We start from the raw sequence: 18,640 nt of genomic DNA on the forward strand, positions 1-18,640 counted from the left end.
GCGGTTTTGCAGCGTTAAGTACAGAATTAAGGGGGAATACACATGACAAGAGAACCTGGCCCGTCTGCACATGCGGCGACATGGAGCGGTATCGTCGGAAATATGGCACTTGCCGTCATTAAAACAGGAGCAGGCTACATGGCCAACAGCAAATCTTTGCTGGCAGACGGCCTGTATTCTGCTTCAGAAGCTGCCTCTTCCCTGGTCGGTCTGTTCCCCTCGAAATCTGTAAAGTCCAAGGACAAGGTGCAAAGGGAGCGTCTCAGAGAGCATGCACGTGCCGCACGGCCTGGCATGACTGTTCTGTTAGCGGTGTTAATCCTGATGGGAGGCCTGCAATTGGCAATATCGGCATTAGGAACTCTATCCAGCGATGAAATTGAGGCACCCGGCAGGTCCGTGCTTCTGATTGCTGTTGCAGCGCTGGCGGTGAAAGAAGCCATTTTTCAATTTCAATATCGGGTGTTTCGCAAACGAAATCAGTCTCAAGCGATGTCATATGCGCTTCAGCATCGTCGAGCACTATATTGTTCACTTATCGTTCTAATTGGAATTATCGGCTCTATGGCGGGGGAAGAGACCGGATTAAACCTGCTGCTTTATCTTGATCCGATTACGGCTATACTTGCTTCCGGCTTCATTTTCTATAAAGGATATCGAATGATTGTAGACACGGTGTATGGCTCACTTGTTCAGGAACTGGAGCAGGAGGATGCAACGGATTTCAAGGAAACGGTTCAACGGGTATACGGCATTATTACGATTGAACATTTGATTGCACGGGAGCAGGAGCATGACGTTACCATTGAACTGGTGATTAGTGTGAATCCCAGAATCTCTATTCTGGAGGCGCAAGAGATCGCGAATAGAGCAAAGACGTTATTGTTAACAAGATTCAGTCATGTCAAAGAAGTCCAGGTGCAGGCTGTACCTTATGACCCTGGATATCCTTATAAATCCAATCATGAACTGCCGGATCATGAAGCGACATTAATTCAGTAATGGCGCGGGTTACGCAGATCAGGAAAGGAGCGTTATCATTGCTTTATTCGCAATATCGGTGGAACACACCACATATTAATCTGGAGGCGGCTGCGGGACTTTCGCAGGCGCTTTCCGTGTCACCTCTGGTGGGACGTTTGCTTGTCAGCCGAGGTGTGCACACTGAACAAGAGGCAGAACGATTTCTGCATCCTGATCTGAATCAGATGCATGATCCATATCTGCTGCTGGGTATGCAAGAGGCTATTCCTCGAATCAAGCTTGCCTTGGAGCGAGAAGAACATATTTTAATATATGGGGATTATGACGCTGACGGGGTATCCAGTACCTCGCTAATGATTCATCTCATGCGTCATTTGGGAGCCTCATATGATATCTATATCCCACATCGTTCCAACGAAGGTTATGGACTCCATAACCATGCCCTGGACTGGGCTCATCAGCAAGGGGTTACTTTGATTATTACCGTCGATACCGGCATCAGTGCTGTGGAACAAATTGCCTATGCTTCTACACTTGGCATCGAGGTGATTGTAACGGATCACCATGAACCCCCTGAAGTGTTGCCGGATGCCTACGCCTTAATCAATCCCAAGCTGCCGAATTGTCCTTACCCTTTCAAAGGTCTGGCGGGAGCGGGTGTGGCTCTGAAGGTTGCTCAGGCGCTTATTGGTGAAGTACCTGGTGAATGGATGGAAATTGCTGCAATTGGCACAGTAGCCGATTTGATGCCGCTGGAAGGCGAAAATCGGGTGATTGTCAGTTACGGTGTGGAATCTATGCGAGGTTCGAAATTGCCGGGGGTTAGTGCTTTGCTGGAGATCAGTGGTGTGGACCAAAGCCAGGTGACTTCTGTTAATATTGCTTTTGCCATGGCTCCGCGTATTAATGCCAGCGGTCGGCTGGATCATGCCGGAAGAGCCGTATCCCTGCTTACGACAGAGAATCTGGATGAGGCGCATACACTTGCGGGACAGCTTGATCTGTTGAATCGGGAGCGACAGCAGGTCGTAGAGGGCATACTACAGGAAGCGACAACACAGCTGGAACAGAAAATCGAGTCGCGTTCAGGATCGGTGCCGGATGTGATCGTACTGGCTGGTGAGGGCTGGAATGTGGGTGTGGTAGGCATCGTTGCTTCCAAATTACTGGAGAGATATTACCGACCGACGTTGATTCTTGGCATTGATCCCGAGAGTGGGGTTTGCAAAGGCTCCGCGCGGTCAATCGATGGCCTGGATATCTATGAGGCACTTACAGCGAACAAACAGTACATGGACCACTATGGCGGGCACCCTGCGGCAGCGGGAATGACACTTCATCGAGAGCAATTGCAGCAGCTGGAGACAGGTTTGAATAAATATGCTGCAGCTGTACTGACGGAGGAGGACTTTGTACCTCAGCGGTTGGCTGATGATGAATGCGCAATTCGTGACGTTCCAATCAAGGTGATCCAGGAGATCGACCGTTTGCAGCCGTTTGGTATGAGCAATCCATCGCCGCGTTTTGTATTCCGAAATGTAACTGTAAAAGAAACACGGACGATGGGGCGGGATAAACGCCATCTGAAACTGGTGCTGGAGCAAGAAGGACAGCAGCTGGAAACTGTTGCTTTTGGCAAGGGAGCCTTGGCTGAATTTCTCACCCCGGGTTCTGTCATTGATGTGATGGGCGAATTGTCCATTAATGAGTGGAATGGCATGAGGAAGCCACAGCTAATGCTGCAGGACATCCATGTCCCTCATGCTCAGGTATTTGATATGCGAGGGCATGCTGATCCGTTACATGCAATGAAACACTTCCTGAGCGCCCTGGACGTACATCTGCGTTATAAGGCAGGTTCAATTGGAGCGATTGTTCGTAAGGAAACGAATGTTTCTGAGGGAAATTCATTGTATGAACCGTGCCTTTGGGTATATGATAGAAAGGTCGGGCTATTTCCGTGTAATGCTGCTGCAGAGCAGTATGGACAGGAACAAGTGCGAACGTTATTTGTGTTTGATACGCCGGAAACTCCGGAACAACTTGATGCAATGCTGGCTCTGTTCAGCGGAGCTGAGAATATCATCCTTCTGCACGGATCAGGCAACCGCCTGGATCGCCTTCAGATGCCTTCCAGAGAACTGTTCAAGCGTATTTATATGCTGGTGTTCAAATGGAAAGCAGAACCCGTGGTGGAACAAGAAATTATTCCTGTGCTCAGCCGTCAGTGCGGCTGTTCTCCGCGTATGATTACGATGATGCTGAATGTTTTCGAAGAGCTGTCCTTTATTACACGAAAGGATGGAATGATTACGGTCGCGGACAATCCGCCGAAACGTGAACTGACTTCAGCACGCCACTATCAGGCGCTTGAACATATGGCCGAGACGGAGCAGGTGATGCTGGATGCATCGACACCTCAGCTGACACAATGGATGATATCCCGGATGAAGGGCGTATCTTAGATGGAAGTTTGTGTATTTATTTTAGGAGGAGATTATTTTGGATTTTAAAGAGTATATTCGTGTCATTCCTGACTTTCCACAACCGGGAATCAGCTTTAAGGACATCACCACGTTGTTGAAAGATGGAGAAATGTACCGCAATGCAATCAATGAATTGAAACAGATGGTGGCTGATCTCAAAATTGATGTTATTGCTGGACCTGAAGCACGTGGTTTTGTTGTGGGCGCCCCACTCGCATACGCTCTTGGTGTTGGATTTGCTCCAATTCGCAAAAGTGGAAAACTGCCTGGAGCGACCATTGAAGCAGGGTATGATCTCGAATATGGCAAGGATACACTTGCAATGCATACTGATGCAATTGAAAAAGGACAAAATGTCCTGATTGCAGATGATCTGCTCGCAACAGGGGGAACGATTGCAACTTCCATCAATTTGATTGAGCAGCTCGGTGGTAATGTGGTCGGTGCTGCATTCCTGATTGAGCTGAACGATCTGAATGGCAGAGCAAAGCTGCCTGAGAACATGAACGTGTTCACGTTAATGAACTACTAAAAGCGCAATCCCGTGTGGTTCTGGATGGCTGTGAGCCAATGAAGTTTAACTTCCGCGTTTCCCGGGAAATAATATACAGCATTAATGATTGGCAAAAAGCCTGTTTCTTCCAAGTAATAGTTGGGAGAGACAGGCTTTTTGAGTACTTTTTTTAAAATTATACGTTCTGAGGTTGAGATGAGCTTGCATGAATCTGTATTCGAATCGTTCTTTGTTTAAGCGTTCTGTGCTCAGTCAGGTGTTTTTTCGACGACAGGCTGCTTCTGAGTCTCTTCGTTTAACAGACCGAGCACTTCAAACAGCTTGAACAGCAGGCTTAGAAGCATTCCGGCAATTGTAGCCAGCGCCATACCCTTCAAATGCACACCATAGAAGGAAATTTCCGTACCGCTGAGTCCAATGACCAGTACCAGTGTAGTCAGGATCAGGTTTGTCGGTTTGGCAAAATCGACTTTTTGTTCAACCAGAATACGCAGACCAGATGCCGCAATAACTCCGAACAGGAGCAAGGAGACACCACCCATAACAGGTACAGGAATGTTCGCAACCAGTGCCGAGAATGTACCCGAGAATGAGAGCAGGATGGCAATGACAGCAGCGCCGCCAATGACATAGATCGAGTACACACGAGTCAGCGCCATAACACCGATGTTCTCACCATACGTTGTATTCGGTGTTGATCCGACGAAGCCTGAAAGAATCGTAGATACACCGTTACCCAGCAACGAGCGATGCAGACCAGGATCTTTGGACAAATCTTTGCCTACAATGCTGCTAGTAACCAGCAAATGACCGATATGTTCAACAATTACAACGAGTGCGACCGGTAAAATTGTGAGAATTACTGACCAATCGAATGCAGGTGTTGTTATAGTTGGAAGAGAAATAAAATTAGCGTCAGAAATTTTGTCTGTATTTACGAGGCCCATAGAATATCCAAGAATATAACCGACCACGATACCGATCAGGATGTGAATAATTTTGGGGAATCCGCGGAACGTAACAGCTCCGATCACCGTAATTCCCAAGGTTACCATGGATAAAATAATGGGTTTGGCTTGAGGCACCCAACCAGGGTTGTTCACAGGATCTGAATTAATCAAACCTGCCATTTGGGCGGCGACAGGTACAAGCTCCAGACCAATCAAGGCAACGATCGCGCCCATTACTGCTGGAGGGAATACTACATTGATCCAGCCGGTGCCTGCATATTTAATGATGAGGGCTACGATACAAAATACGATGCCTGTTACGATGAATGCTCCGAGTGCCATGGAATATCCGTTCTCAGGATGTCCTTTTAATACGGCCATTACAGGAGCAATAAAAGCGAAGCTTGATCCGAGGTATGCCGGGATTTTTCCTTTACACATCAGAATGTAGAGCAGCGTACCAATTCCGTTCATTAACAGGATCATGCTTGGATCTACTCCAAAAAGGTTAGGTACGAGTACCGTACTGCCAAACATGGCAAACAAATGCTGCAGGCTCAATAATGAGCCAGGGCCAAACGCCATCTTCTGATTAACCTGAATTTCGCGTTGCAAAGAATCTCATCTCCTTTTCCGATACACAAACTTTCAATAGATTACAGAGTTTCGTGCAAATAATCAATAACATTTTTCAGGATTGGCTTGTAAAACGTTCGTTTTTTCAGAATTCCCTTCTATTTCAGCAAATAACGGCAATAATGTTTACCAACCGGACAGTTAAAAAAATTGGATAAACGCTCTTATTCGTCACTAGTTGACGGGAAACGGGCGAAGCGTCATAATTATAGGAAATTACTTTTACGGGGAACCTGTGTTGATGTATTGTCACGGGTTCCATTTTGTATAGAAAGGACACGGAACAGATCAGAATGGGCATAGAGCAATTACTCGAGAAGGCCGGGGCATATATCAAAGAACCCGATTTGGTGCGCATACGAGAGGCTTACGAATTTGCTGATCAGGCCCACCACGGACAGACGCGAAAATCGGGAGAACCGTATATTCTGCATCCGCTTGCGGTTGCCGATATTGTTGTGAACATGCAGATGGACACCATCTCCATTATTGCAGCGCTTCTTCATGATGTAGTCGAGGACACTACGGTGTCGCTTGAAGAGATCCGCAGTCATTTCGGCAATACGTGCGCCATGCTTGTTGACGGCTTGACGAAGCTGGAACGAATCCAGTTCCGCTCCAAGGAAGAACAGCAGAACGAGAACTACCGCAAAATGTTCATCGCCATGGCACAGGACATCCGTGTCATTGTGATTAAATTGGCTGACCGTCTGCATAATATGAGGACCCTCAAGTTTCAGTCGGAAGAGAGTCAGCGCCGAATCTCGTATGAGACGCTGGAGATTTTCTGTCCGATTGCCAACCGTTTGGGGATCTCTGCAATCAAATGGGAAATGGAGGACATCGCCCTCCGTTATTTGAATCCGCAGCAATACTACCGTATCGCGAATCTGATGCACAAGAAACGTGCAGAACGTGAGCAATATATAGACACGGTGATGGACGGCATCACGAGCAAACTTGAAGAAATGGGCATTCAGGCAGATCTGTCAGGGCGTCCGAAACATATCTACAGTGTGTTCAAAAAAATGACGACAAAAAACAAGCAGTTTAACGAGATTTATGATCTGCTTGCCATTCGTATTATTGTGGATAATATCAAGGATTGTTATGCTACGCTGGGTATTATCCACACGTTATGGAAGCCTATGCCTGGGCGATTCAAGGACTATATTGCCATGCCGAAGGCGAATATGTATCAGTCTTTGCATACAACGGTGGTGGGACCGAATGGTGAGCCGACCGAGGTACAGATTCGCACCTGGGATATGCATCGTACCGCCGAGTTTGGTATTGCGGCGCACTGGGCTTACAAAGAAGGAACGGCAACAGGTCCTCAGTTTGAAGACAAGATTACCTTTTTCCGGGAAATTCTCGAATTGCAAAATGAAGCACAGGACGCTTCCGAATTTGTGGAATCGCTCAAAATGGATTTCTTCTCTGATCTGGTATTTGTATTTACGCCAAAAGGTGAAGTCATCGAATTGCCAAGCGGTTCTGTACCGCTCGACTTTGCTTACCGCATTCATACCGAGGTTGGTAATCGGACGATTGGGGCCAAGGTCAATGGCCGAATTGTGCCACTGGATTACCATCTCAAAACGGGTGACATTATCGAAATTCTCACCTCCAAGCATTCCTATGGTCCTAGCCAGGACTGGTTGAAAATTGCGAAGTCTTCTCATGCTCGGGCCAAGATCAAGCAGTGGTTCAAGAAGGAGCGCCGCGAGGAGAACGTGGAAAAGGGCCGGGAAAGCTGTGAGCGTGAGCTGAAGCGTATGGGACTGGATCCATCTGCGTGGATGACGGATGACAAGCTGATGGAAGCGGCCAAGAAATTTGCGTTTAACGATATTGATGATATGCTCGCAGCAGTAGGTTTCGGTGGAATTACTGCCGCGCAGATTGTTACCAAAGCTACGGAAAAACTCCGCAAGGAACAGGAAGAATCCAGCTTGCTGGAATTGAATTCCGAGATGCGTGAGTTGAAGCCTGCACCAGAACGTAGAAACAGACCTACGAACGGTATCCGTGTCAAAGGCATTGACAACCTGCTGGTTCGTTTCGCACGGTGCTGTAACCCGGTGCCCGGGGATGACATTATTGGTTATGTTACACGTGGGCGCGGCGTATCGGTTCACCGCAGTGACTGTCCGAATATTCCTTCAAGCGCGGATGGAGAAGAAGCAGCACGGGTGATTGAAGTCGAGTGGGAGGAAAATATCGAATCCAGCTACAGTGTCGACATTGAGATTACCGGCCATGATCGCAATGGACTGCTCAATGAGGTGCTGCAGGCTGTTTCGGAAAGTAAAACAAGCATATCAGCCGTCACCGGACGGACCGATAAAAATAAATTGGCATTGGTGCACGTCACCATTCTGATTCGCAATACAGACCATCTGCATTCCGTAGTTGAACGAATCAAACGGGTGAAGGACGTTTATTCTGTGCACCGGATTATGCAGTAAGGAGTCTGTACGATGAGAGTGCTGGTACAACGCTGTAAAGAGGCTCAGGTTACGGTAGGGGATGAACTGACAGGCAAAATTGAATCCGGTTTGATGCTGCTTGTGGGCATTACTCATGAGGATACCGAGAAAGATGCGATATATCTGGCAGACAAAATTAGCGGGCTTCGCATCTTTGAGGATGAGCAGGAGAAAATGAATCTCAGTTTGCTCGATGTAGGCGGGGCAGTTTTGTCTGTCTCGCAGTTCACGCTGTATGGGGATTGCCGCAAGGGCAAACGCCCAAGCTTTGCTGCAGCAGCCCGTCCTGATGCGGCTGAGCGGTTATATGAGACATTTAATCAACTGCTGCGGGATAAAGGGATTCAGGTGGAGACCGGACGTTTTGGAGCGATGATGGACGTTACATTTACGAACTGGGGCCCGGTTACCTTGATGGTGGAAAGTCCTTTGCGGGACTGAACTTGCGCATAATTGCGCAGTGAAGAGGCCATAATGAGAGATAAGTAAACGTTGGTATCACATTGTAGGTATCTTTGTTGACCAAAGGAGTTTCTCTTATTATGCGCCAATCTGCAAAAGTAACCAAGACACGGATCGAGCCATTGCTGATCCCTGGCAATCTGGCTGAGTCACTTCACCTGGCCCGCTCTGCGGCAGCTCATGTGACCACGATGTGGATGCTGCAAACTTCAGATAAAGACCACCAGGAGTATCATCCACGACCATAACGTATGCATTTAACAAAACAGGTATGATCAAAGCCCCGATTGTTTGGCAATCCGGGGCTTTTTGCTGTGATCAATCAGGTCTCACCTTCCCGAATGCAAGCAGCAAACTCAATTGCAAATGTATTGAATGTATTGATTGTTATAAAAGCTGCTGCTTGGGGTAATAACAGAACGAGGCACAAAAGACGTGCCAAAGGATAAAAGCTTTTTCTCCAAGTTTGATCACATTCGAATACGGAAAGGAGACCATAGATCATGAGTAAAGTTGCTTTTTTGCTTGCGAATGAGTTCGAGGATTCAGAAATGAAGGTTCCGTACGATGAGGTGAAAAAGGCGGGACATGAGGTGCACATTATCGGATTAAAAGCCGGTGAAACACTTCAAGGCAAGGGAGGCAAAGCTTCCTACACAACGGACAAAGCGATCTCAGAGGTTCATGCGTCAGATTATGACGCCGTCGTTATTCCAGGTGGCTCATCGCCGGAAAATCTGCGAACAGACGCAAACATCCTGAAGTTTGTTACAGAAATCAATGCAGCCAAGAAACCCATCGCTGCAATCTGCCACGGTCCGCAAATCTTGGCCAGTGCAGATCTGCTCAAGGGACGAACCATTACATCCTATCCACCATTGAAGGATGACATGGTAAACGCAGGGGCCGAGTTCAAGGACCATGAAGCTGTTGTGGATGGTAATTACATTACATCCCGTACACCCGATGATGAACTGGCATTTGTTCGCGAATTGATGAAAGTAATATAAGCGACCTCAAAAGGTTAAATTTTAAAAATTTATGGCATTCTAATTGATATATTTCATTCCACAAAGGAAAAAAATATTAATTTATAGGGAGGGTTTGACATGGCAAAACATATTCAGGCGTATTTTCGAACCGAAGATGAGGCAGAGGGTGCAAGAACTTCACTATTAACGTTCCATACCGAGCAGCTTGAGGTAGGTCAACTGGATGCTGCCATTGGCAGGGATACACGAGTTATGGTTCCACTGGTTCCTTATAATACGGCTGGTGGTGTAGGCACGAATGGTGCAATGGGTGTAGGAGCAGCTCCGGGGGTTCCGGCTAGCGAAAATGTGATTCCGGTGGTCACCGATGTCAATCGTGACGCCGAACGTGATCCTCGCAACCGAGTGAATGAGGACGGAGATATGCTGGATGCCGCAGAAGTAACTTCGGCCGATTATGATGACCTGCATTATGTTCTGTCTGCCAAAGTCAGGGATGAAGACTATGATGCAATCGTTCATAAGCTTCGCTCCAACCATGCCTATGTGGAAGAACTGGATTAATCTATAAATATAAAAAGGCTCTTACGTTGCCCTGCCACTTAGTGACGGGAAGGCGTAAGGGCCTTTGGTTTAGCGCTGATTTCCAGTGCATCTGCAAATTTGCTGACAGATTAGCAAATTTATTGTGGAATAATCCGTAATTAAAGCGCTATCATTTTTGTAATATTCCTGTAATATTAGTAACACAAGCCTTTAACAATGTGCGTTTATAATAACACACATGACCCCCTTTTTTTATATATCCTTTGGACCTGCACACCGTGTGCAGGTTATTTTTTTTCTATCTTGACATGTTAACCCTTGACTTTAGTACTGCGGTTCATTACAATCAGAAAATAATACGTTGACTATAGTCAACTAAAGTCGTTTTTTGAAACCTATGACTGATTTGATGACGGGACCAAGTACTCCGTGCCCACATGACCAGAGAGGAATCCCAAGGCTGTAAGGATTCTCTTGATGAGCGGACGAATGACTTCCCCGAGAACAGACGGCGAACAAGGCAGAGATATCTGCGGATCTTAGTAGCCGGCCTGCGCATGACGTGCGTTATACGTAGAGCGGAAGAGCTGTTTGAACCGGGAGGCATTTTAAACCATCCTGACTCAGCAGACGACAACCTGAACGGCTTTGGATCAGGCTTCCGGAATGTGGGTGGTACCACGGGTGAATGTATATTACAATCTCTCGTCCCTTTGTTTGCTGATAGGAGCAAACAGGGCGAGGGATTTTTTTGTTATTCAAATTGAGATATGAGATTTACACGAAGAACGGAGCAGGCAGAAAAAACCTGGAAAAGCGAAGCGTTCGCCTTTATCACCGAATTTTAAACATTTCTAAAGTTAGATCAGAAAAATTTGGGGATAACAGCGATTGAAAGGTTGTTCTGTCTGCGTAGTGGGACTCGTGAAATATCTTAACGTTTACAGAGAAAATCAATGCTGGAGGGATACAGATGGCTTTTCAGAAACCAACAGGAACGCAGGACCTGCTGCCCGGTGTAGTCGAGAAATGGCAGTACGTCGAAGAAAAAGCACGTGACCTGTGCCGTCGTTTTAATTACCGCGAGATTCGCACACCCATCTTCGAGCAGACGTCCTTGTTTGTACGTGGAGTAGGTGAAACGACAGATATCGTAGAGAAAGAAATGTACACCTTTGATGATAAAGGTAATCGCAGTATGACACTTCGGCCGGAAGGCACGGCAGGCGTAGTCCGCGCTTATGTGGAGAACAAGCTGTACGGCGAGCCGGATGTAAGCAAACTGTATTACATTGGACCGATGTTCCGATATGAACGTCCGCAAGCAGGTCGCCAGCGTCAATTCCACCAGTTCGGAGTAGAGGCTCTGGGTGCGGTAGATCCGGCAATTGATGCCGAGGTCATTGCACTGGGGTACCAGCTTTGTGTGGAGCTTGGCCTGAAGGATGTCAAGGTGGAGATCAATTCGGTGGGTAATGCCAAGAGTCGTGCTGAATACCGCGAGACACTGCTTGGTTTCCTGAGACCGATGAAGGACAGCCTGTGCAAGGATTGCCAATCCCGTATGGAGCGTAATCCGCTGCGTGTACTGGATTGCAAGGTGGACCAGGATAAATTCGTTGGGGCGCCGTCCATTCTGGACAGTCTTGATGAAGAATCGCTCAGTCATTTTGCCAAGCTGCAGGCGTATCTGGATGATTTCGGAGTAGACTACGCGGTGAACAACCGTCTGGTGCGCGGGCTGGATTATTACACCCTGACCGCTTTTGAGCTTAAAGCACAAGGCATCGGGGCGATTGATACCGTCGGCGGCGGCGGAAGATACAACGGTCTTGTCGGTGATATCGGCGGGCCAGATCAGCCAGGCATCGGCTTTGGTATCGGACTGGAGCGCATCCAGCTGATTCTGGAGCACCAGAACATTGAAGTTACAACACTGGCTCCGCTGGATGTGTACTTTGTTGCTCTGGGTGAAGCTGCGGATCGCGAGGTTAATCGATTGCTGTTTAAATTGCGTCAATCGGGCTTATCTGGTGAACGTGACTATCTGGGCCGTAAAATGAAAGCTCAGATGAAATCGGCCGATCGTTTCAAAGCTCGCTACACAGCGATTCTTGGGGATGACGAGCTGGAGCGCGGCGAGATTGCATTGAAAGCGATGGATACAGGGGAACAGCAGACGGTGAAGCTGGATGATCTGGTCGCAGCGGTACGCGGAAACCAATAAATGTTGAATTAACCGGGACGTACAAGTAAGGTCTGAGCCTGCCTGAACAGAACGGAAATATATATAATGAGGAGTTTGATTATGAAAAGAAGTCATCATTGCGGCGCATTAACTAACGCACACATCGGTGAAACCGTAACATTGAACGGCTGGGTACAGACCCGCCGTGACCTGGGGGGCGTACTTTTTATCGATCTGCGTGACCGCAGCGGCATTGTACAAGTCGTGTTCAACCCTGCTTATTCTGGTGAAGCACTGCAGATTGCAGATCGCGTACGCAGCGAGTATGTCATCGCCGTAACGGGTAAAGTTGTTAAACGTGATCCTGAGACAGTGAACAAAAACCTGCCAACAGGTGAGATCGAAGTTCAAATTACAGAAATCGAAGTGCTGAATGCAGCCAAAACTCCTCCGTTCTTCATTGAAGATGGGGTTGAGGTCGATGAGTCCCTGCGTTTGAAATATCGTTATCTGGACCTGCGTCGCCCGGAAATGTTTGAAACATTGAAGCTGCGTTCCAAAGCGTCCAAAGTATTCCGTGACTTCCTGGACGGAGAAGAGTTTGTTGAAGTGGAAACACCAATCCTGACAAAGAGCTCCCCGGAAGGTGCGCGTGACTATCTCGTACCAAGCCGTGTGCATGAAGGTGAATTTTTCGCTCTGCCACAGTCTCCGCAAATCTATAAACAATTGTTGATGGTCGGCGGACTTGAGCGTTACTACCAGATCGCTCGCTGCTTCCGTGACGAGGATCTGCGTGCAGACCGTCAGCCTGAGTTCACTCAAGTCGATATCGAGACGTCCTTCCTGCAACAGGATGACCTGCTGCCAATGATGGAACAATTGATGGCGAAATTGCTGCGTGAAACAAAAGGCATTGAGCTGGAATTGCCATTCCAACGGATTACGTATGCTGATGCCATGGGCAAATACGGTTCCGACAAGCCGGATTTGCGTTTTGGCATGGAACTGGTGGAAATGAACGATATCGTAGCAAACAGTGGTGTGAAAGTATTTGCTTCCGTCATCGAAAAAGGTGGAGAAGTAAAAGTGCTGAACGCTAAAGGCTGCGGCACATGGAGCCGTAAAGAGATCGATGATCTCGGACCATTTGCTGCCCGTTACGGTGCCAAAGGTCTGGCTTGGATTCAAGTGAAAGACGGCGAATTCAAAGGGCCAATCGTGAAGTTCTTTACACCGGAAGAGATTGAAGCTGTAAAAGAACGTACTGGCGCTGAAGAAGGCGATCTGCTGCTCTTCTCCGCTGACAATAAAAAAGTGGTTGCTGATGTTCTCGGTGCCCTGCGTCTGAAAATTGGACGTCAACTTGGTCTGATCGATGACAGCAAATTCAAGTTTGCCTGGGTTGTGGACTTCCCGCTGCTCGGCTATGATGAAGAAGCGAAACGTTATGTGGCAGAACACCATCCGTTCACACGTCCAAAAGACGAAGATGTTCATCTGTTCGACACTGATCCGGGCGCGATCCGTGCTCAAGCCTATGACCTTGTACTGAATGGCTATGAAGTCGGCGGCGGTTCGATGCGTATCTACAAACGTGATGTACAGGAGAAGATGTTCGCTGCGCTCGGACTTACACCAGAAGTAGCCAACGACAAATTCGGTTATCTTCTCGAAGCATTCGAATATGGTACACCACCACATGGCGGTATTGCCTTTGGTCTGGACCGTCTCGTGATGCTGCTGGCAGGACGCACAAATCTGCGTGAAACGATTGCCTTCCCTAAAACGGCAAGTGCAACGGATCTGCTGATGAATGCACCTTCCGAAGTGGATGGATCACAGCTGGAACAACTTCACATCCGTGTGGCACGTAAACCAGTCGCGGAAAAGAAATAAAGGAGGCATCGATTCTCAATGCTCCATCAATTTTCAAGAACAGAGCTTGCAATCGGACCTGAAGGTCTGGATACGCTCAAAAATAGTACGGTAGCTGTCCTCGGCATCGGCGGTGTGGGCGGTATTGCTGTAGAAGCACTTGCCCGCAGCGGTGTTGGCCGAATCATCCTGATTGACAAAGACGTGGTGGATATCACCAACATCAATCGTCAGATTCATGCACTTACCACCACTGTAGGTCAGAAAAAAGCCGACCTGATGGTAGAACGCGTGAAACTGATCAATCCGGAATGTGACGCGATTGCGCTGAACATGTTTTATACCGAGGAAACGTATGAGGAACTGTTCAAGTACGAGCTGGACTATGTGCTTGATGCTTCTGACACAATTATCTATAAAGTGCATCTCATCAAAGAGTGCCTGAAACGCAAAATTCCGGTCATCTCCAGCATGGGCGCTGCCAATAAAATGGACCCGACGAAGTTCCAGGTTGCGGATATTTCGAAAACGTCGATGGACCCTATTGCCCGTGTAGTACGCACCAAGCTGCGTAAAGACGGTATTAAAAAAGGCGTAAAGGTGGTTTTCTCCACCGAGGAGCCGCTCAAGCCGCGTGCAGACGTGACACAGAAAATTGTGCCTGAGAATGCGCCGGAGATTCGCAAAGCGAAACAGCCACCAGCGAGTAACGCCTTTGTTCCACCGGTAGCCGGGCTGATTATGGTCAGTGTAGCTGTCAAAGACCTGCTTGCAAAAGCGGAGAAGTCAGAGGCGTAGATCAAAACAACCAGTTAACTCTTCAAAATGTAAAAGGTTTACCATCAAGCGCAGGTGCGGTGCATCTGCGTTTTTTGGTGTCTGCTTGTACTTCCCCGCGAAAAGAGTGTATGATATGGTGTGCTGCGTGATGATACATACATAATGATTTGCGGCATATAGGTTCAACTTAATTTTTACATGAGAACGGAGAGGACAGAAAAAAGCTGGAGAAGCGAAGCGTTCGCATTTATCACCGGATTTTGCCTTTGGAGAAGGAAATGCAAGAAATCTGGGAATAACAGCGATCGGAAGGTTATTCTGTCATCGGAGTGGCAAGTGTAAACATTCTTTAGTTGAATTTATAAATAGAGAGAGGGGAACAGAACGAATGAAACACGGATGGATGTCCAGGCAGCTGGGCATGACACCAGAGGATCAGTGGAAGAAGGAGATTGTGGCGGGGGCCATTTCCTATTTTGCTGTCGTTTATATTGTGATGGTCAATGCAACCATTCTTTCCGATGCCGGAATGCCGCTGCAGGCAGCGATGGTCGGTACACTGCTCACGTCCATTGCCGGATGTCTGCTGATGGCGTTTGGCGGTAAATCACCTATTGTGGTGGTACCCGGCATGGGGATCAATGCGTTCTTCACATATACACTTGTGCACTCGATGAAGCTGACATGGCAGGAAGCGCTTGCTGTTGTGGCTGTTACGGGTGTGCTGTTTGCTATTGTTGCCTTTACATCGTTATATAAAATAATCAGCGAGGCAATTCCTAAAAATCTGCAGCACGGCATTACCGTAGGGATTGGATTATTTCTAACCTTTATCGGACTGCAAAAGAGTGGCATTGTCATCGCCCACCAGACAACCTTTGTTGCGATCGGACATTTCAATGATCCGAATGTGATCACAGCCTGTGTAACCCTTGTGCTTGCAGTTATTTTATTCATACGCAATGTGCAGGGCGGGCTTCTCATCAGTATTTTGATCGGGACGGGGCTTGCCTACCTGCTTGGAGCAGTGCATCCCGGTGAATCGGTATCCGCGCTGGATGCATTGCGTCAATACGGTGGCTTGTTCGGTCAACTGTCTCTGATGAAGCTGGCAGATATTGCGTTCTGGATTGCTGTATTTCTGCTGTTATTGATTGTTGTGTTTGAAAATATCGGACTGATTACGGCCCAGACCAACATGATTGATCGTCCGGCACGTTTCAAGGGCAGCCTGCGTGCGTTATCGATCAGCACGGTGCTGGCAGGCATCTTTGGCAGCAGTCCGCCAGTGGCGGCAGCCGAGACAACAGCAGGCATTGCTGCAGGTGGCCGCACAGGTTTAACCCCGCTTGTGACAGCTGTGCTGTTCGGAGCGACTTTTTTCTTTATTCCGCTGCTCGGTTATATTCCCGACAGTGCGATTGCACCTATTTTGATCATCATCGGCGGTTTGATGGTACAGGGTGTGAAGGATATGGATTTCAGTGATTTTACCGAAGCGTTTCCAGCATTTCTGATTATGGTGATGATTCCTTTTACATACAGCATTGTGGATGGCATGGCGTTTGGATTTATTGCCTATCCGCTGGCCAAGCTGGCTGCGGGGAAAGGGAAAGAAGTGCCAGTGGTGATGTACGGCATCTCGATCCTGTTTCTGGCGAACTTTGTGCTGCATGGTGTTCTGTAAAACGAAGGTGAACTGATCAAGAGCAGGAGGAACGGATGATGGAAGAACGGGAGAAAGGGATAATGGAGAGAACGGGAGGAAGCGGGAATGGAAGAACAGCAGCAGTTGGAGTCTGATTCAAACGAGCCCAAAGTAGGGAAGAAAGGATTCAAGGATTTCGTCAAGCTCATCGCTTCCACGAATCCACCGAAACTGGTTCTGATTGTGGCTCTCATCCTGACATTGATTCAAACGACAGCAGGATTAATCGTTCCCTTGATGACCAAAGGTCTCATTGATGGGCTGACCACATCAGCGCTGAATAAAACGGTTATTTTTCTGTTACTCGGGGCTTTTGTCATTCAAGCCATCGCTTCCGGTATCAGCATCTACATGTTGAATTATGCGGGCCAGCGTGTTGTAGCTACGCTTCGCACCAAGCTGTGGAACAAAGTGTTATCGCTGCGTATGCCTTATTTTGACCGCAACCGCACCGGGGACACGATGAGCCGGATTACGAATGATACAAGCCAGATTATGACCCTGATTGCGGATTATCTGGTTTCATTTGTTTCCAACATCGTTGCTGTCATCGGTGGTGTGGCGCTTCTATTTTATCTAGATTGGGTGATGTCACTCATTATTCTGAGTCTGGTGCCGTTGACCATGCTGATTCTCATGCCCGTGGGCCGGAAAATGTACAAAATCTCCAAAAAACAGCAGGATGAGATGGCCGGACTTACCTCCGTGTTGAGTCAGGTCATTAGTGAAATTCGACTGGTCAAAGCGTATGGAACCGAGAAGCAGGAAGCAGAGGCGGGAGATTCCCGCATTCGCAAAATGTTTGCGTTTGGGTTACAGGAAGCGCGTATTCTGGCGCTGATTGGTCCTTTGTTTACTTTTGTCATGACGGCTGTGTTGGTTGTCATCCTTGGTGTTGGGGGGATGCGTGTAGCTTCCGGCCTGCTGTCGCCAGGGGAATTAGTTGCGTTCATTCTGCTGCTTTTCCAGGTCATTATGCCGATGGGACAGTTCACAACTTTATATTCACGTTTGCAAAAAGTAGTCGGTGCCACCGAGCGTATTCAAGCTATACTTGCGGATGACGTAGAACCGGATCACAGTACCAAGCAGGCTCCTCGCGGGAATGATACAATCATATTTCACAATGTACATTTCTCTTATGTTACAGGGGAAGAGGTGCTGCACGGTATTAACTTGACCGTTCCGACCCGTAAGGTGACAGCGATTGTTGGCCCGAGCGGCAGTGGCAAATCCACGCTTTTCTCGCTGGTAGAGCAGTTCTATCTCCCAGATTCGGGCTACATCTCCTATGGGGGAGAAGCGATCAGCGAGTATTCCCTCGCTTCCTGGCGTAACAAGATCGGGTATGTATCGCAGGAAAGTCCGCTGATGGCAGGCACGATCAAAGACAACATTACCTACGGTTTAGACCGTGAGGTGACGATGGAAGAGATCAGAAGAGCGGCAGAAATGGCATATTCCGCGGACTTTATTGACAAGCTGCCGCAAGGCTATGATACGGAAGTGGGCGAACGCGGCATCAAGTTATCCGGCGGGCAGCGTCAGCGAATTGCTATTGCTCGTGCGCTGCTGCGCAGCCCGGACATTCTGATGCTGGATGAAGCGACCTCCAGCCTGGATAGCACCTCGGAATACGAAGTGCAGCAGGCATTGTCCAATCTGATGGAAGGCAGAACGACCATTGTTATTGCACATCGATTATCTACGGTGGTGGACTCCGATCAGATTGTCGTGCTGGAGCACGGACATGTTACCGGGACAGGAACTCACACAGAGTTGATCAGCACGCATCCAGTCTATCGTGAACTGGCGCAGAAGCAGTTTGTGGCACAGGATGGAGAAAATTAGCATATGGATTGGATTGAGCCTGATTATTATAGATCTCAATAATATCAAGCAGCCAGCTTCTCATCCAGAAACCGTTGATCTTTCGCTCGTGCATTCATTTTGCATAGGCGGGGACACGGTTTTTCTTGTTAAGTGATGTTACTGTAGCTTTTTCCCTTTTTATGTGATATAGT

The 18,640-nt window shown here is 48.0% G+C and carries 14 protein-coding genes; 13 read left to right on the forward strand and 1 reads right to left on the reverse strand.

Annotated elements, in window-relative coordinates:
* Positions 1–42 precede the first annotated feature (42 nt).
* The 3 genes from ACQSGY_RS24460 to ACQSGY_RS24470 are packed head-to-tail and all read left to right on the forward strand — an operon-like array spanning position 43 to position 4,002.
* Positions 43–1,002 (forward strand): cation diffusion facilitator family transporter, encoded by a 960-nt coding sequence (locus ACQSGY_RS24460; RefSeq protein WP_111268457.1) that lies wholly within the window; start codon positions 43–45, stop codon positions 1,000–1,002.
* Between the two features lie 38 nt (positions 1,003–1,040).
* A complete protein-coding gene (recJ, locus tag ACQSGY_RS24465; RefSeq protein ID WP_427181310.1) occupies positions 1,041–3,449 on the forward strand; it encodes a single-stranded-DNA-specific exonuclease RecJ in 2,409 nt (802 codons plus the stop codon).
* Positions 3,450–3,486: 37 nt separating this feature from the next.
* Positions 3,487–4,002, forward strand: a complete 516-nt coding sequence (locus ACQSGY_RS24470) for an adenine phosphoribosyltransferase (protein ID WP_111270161.1) — start codon at positions 3,487–3,489, stop codon at positions 4,000–4,002.
* A 230-nt stretch (positions 4,003–4,232) separates the two neighbouring features.
* Here the strand turns inward: ACQSGY_RS24470 and uraA are convergent, their stop codons facing one another.
* A complete protein-coding gene (gene uraA, locus ACQSGY_RS24475; protein WP_427181311.1) occupies positions 4,233–5,549 on the reverse strand; it encodes a uracil permease in 1,317 nt (438 codons plus the stop codon).
* Positions 5,550–5,863: 314 nt separating this feature from the next.
* Here uraA and ACQSGY_RS24480 point away from each other — a divergent pair, with 314 nt between their 5' ends.
* The 10 genes from ACQSGY_RS24480 to ACQSGY_RS24525 all read left to right on the forward strand — a co-directional run bounded on the left by ACQSGY_RS24480 (position 5,864) and on the right by ACQSGY_RS24525 (position 18,467).
* A complete protein-coding gene (locus ACQSGY_RS24480; protein ID WP_184186042.1) occupies positions 5,864–8,041 on the forward strand; it encodes a RelA/SpoT family protein in 2,178 nt (725 codons plus the stop codon).
* 12 nt (positions 8,042–8,053) lie between these two features.
* Positions 8,054–8,503, forward strand: coding sequence for a D-aminoacyl-tRNA deacylase (gene dtd, locus ACQSGY_RS24485; RefSeq protein WP_216519142.1), 450 nt, complete (start codon positions 8,054–8,056; stop codon positions 8,501–8,503).
* Positions 8,504–8,604: 101 nt separating this feature from the next.
* Complete coding sequence (locus ACQSGY_RS24490; protein ID WP_184185710.1) at positions 8,605–8,772, forward strand: hypothetical protein; 168 nt, start codon at positions 8,605–8,607, stop codon at positions 8,770–8,772.
* A gap of 255 nt (positions 8,773–9,027) precedes the next feature.
* On the forward strand, positions 9,028–9,534 hold the full coding sequence (locus ACQSGY_RS24495; protein WP_427181312.1) for a type 1 glutamine amidotransferase domain-containing protein: 507 nt from the start codon (positions 9,028–9,030) through the stop codon (positions 9,532–9,534).
* Positions 9,535–9,633: 99 nt separating this feature from the next.
* On the forward strand, positions 9,634–10,080 hold the full coding sequence (locus ACQSGY_RS24500; RefSeq protein WP_111270156.1) for a hypothetical protein: 447 nt from the start codon (positions 9,634–9,636) through the stop codon (positions 10,078–10,080).
* A 955-nt stretch (positions 10,081–11,035) separates the two neighbouring features.
* Entirely contained in the window at positions 11,036–12,289 is a 1,254-nt protein-coding gene (hisS, locus tag ACQSGY_RS24505) for a histidine--tRNA ligase (RefSeq protein WP_145406692.1), read from the forward strand.
* Between the two features lie 81 nt (positions 12,290–12,370).
* Entirely contained in the window at positions 12,371–14,149 is a 1,779-nt protein-coding gene (gene aspS / locus ACQSGY_RS24510) for an aspartate--tRNA ligase (RefSeq protein ID WP_111270154.1), read from the forward strand.
* Positions 14,150–14,167: 18 nt separating this feature from the next.
* Positions 14,168–14,926, forward strand: coding sequence for a tRNA threonylcarbamoyladenosine dehydratase (locus ACQSGY_RS24515; RefSeq protein WP_145406694.1), 759 nt, complete (start codon positions 14,168–14,170; stop codon positions 14,924–14,926).
* A gap of 370 nt (positions 14,927–15,296) precedes the next feature.
* Positions 15,297–16,595, forward strand: coding sequence for an NCS2 family permease (locus ACQSGY_RS24520; protein ID WP_427181313.1), 1,299 nt, complete (start codon positions 15,297–15,299; stop codon positions 16,593–16,595).
* Positions 16,596–16,682: 87 nt separating this feature from the next.
* Positions 16,683–18,467: an ABC transporter ATP-binding protein gene (locus ACQSGY_RS24525; RefSeq protein WP_427181314.1), complete on the forward strand. Its 1,785-nt coding sequence runs from the start codon at positions 16,683–16,685 to the stop codon at positions 18,465–18,467.
* The last annotated feature ends 173 nt before the right edge of the window (positions 18,468–18,640 follow it).

Origin of the sequence: Paenibacillus sp. TC-CSREp1 (assembly GCF_050171015.1) — a bacterium.
GTDB classification, from domain to species: Bacteria; Bacillota; Bacilli; order Paenibacillales; family Paenibacillaceae; genus Paenibacillus; species Paenibacillus silvae.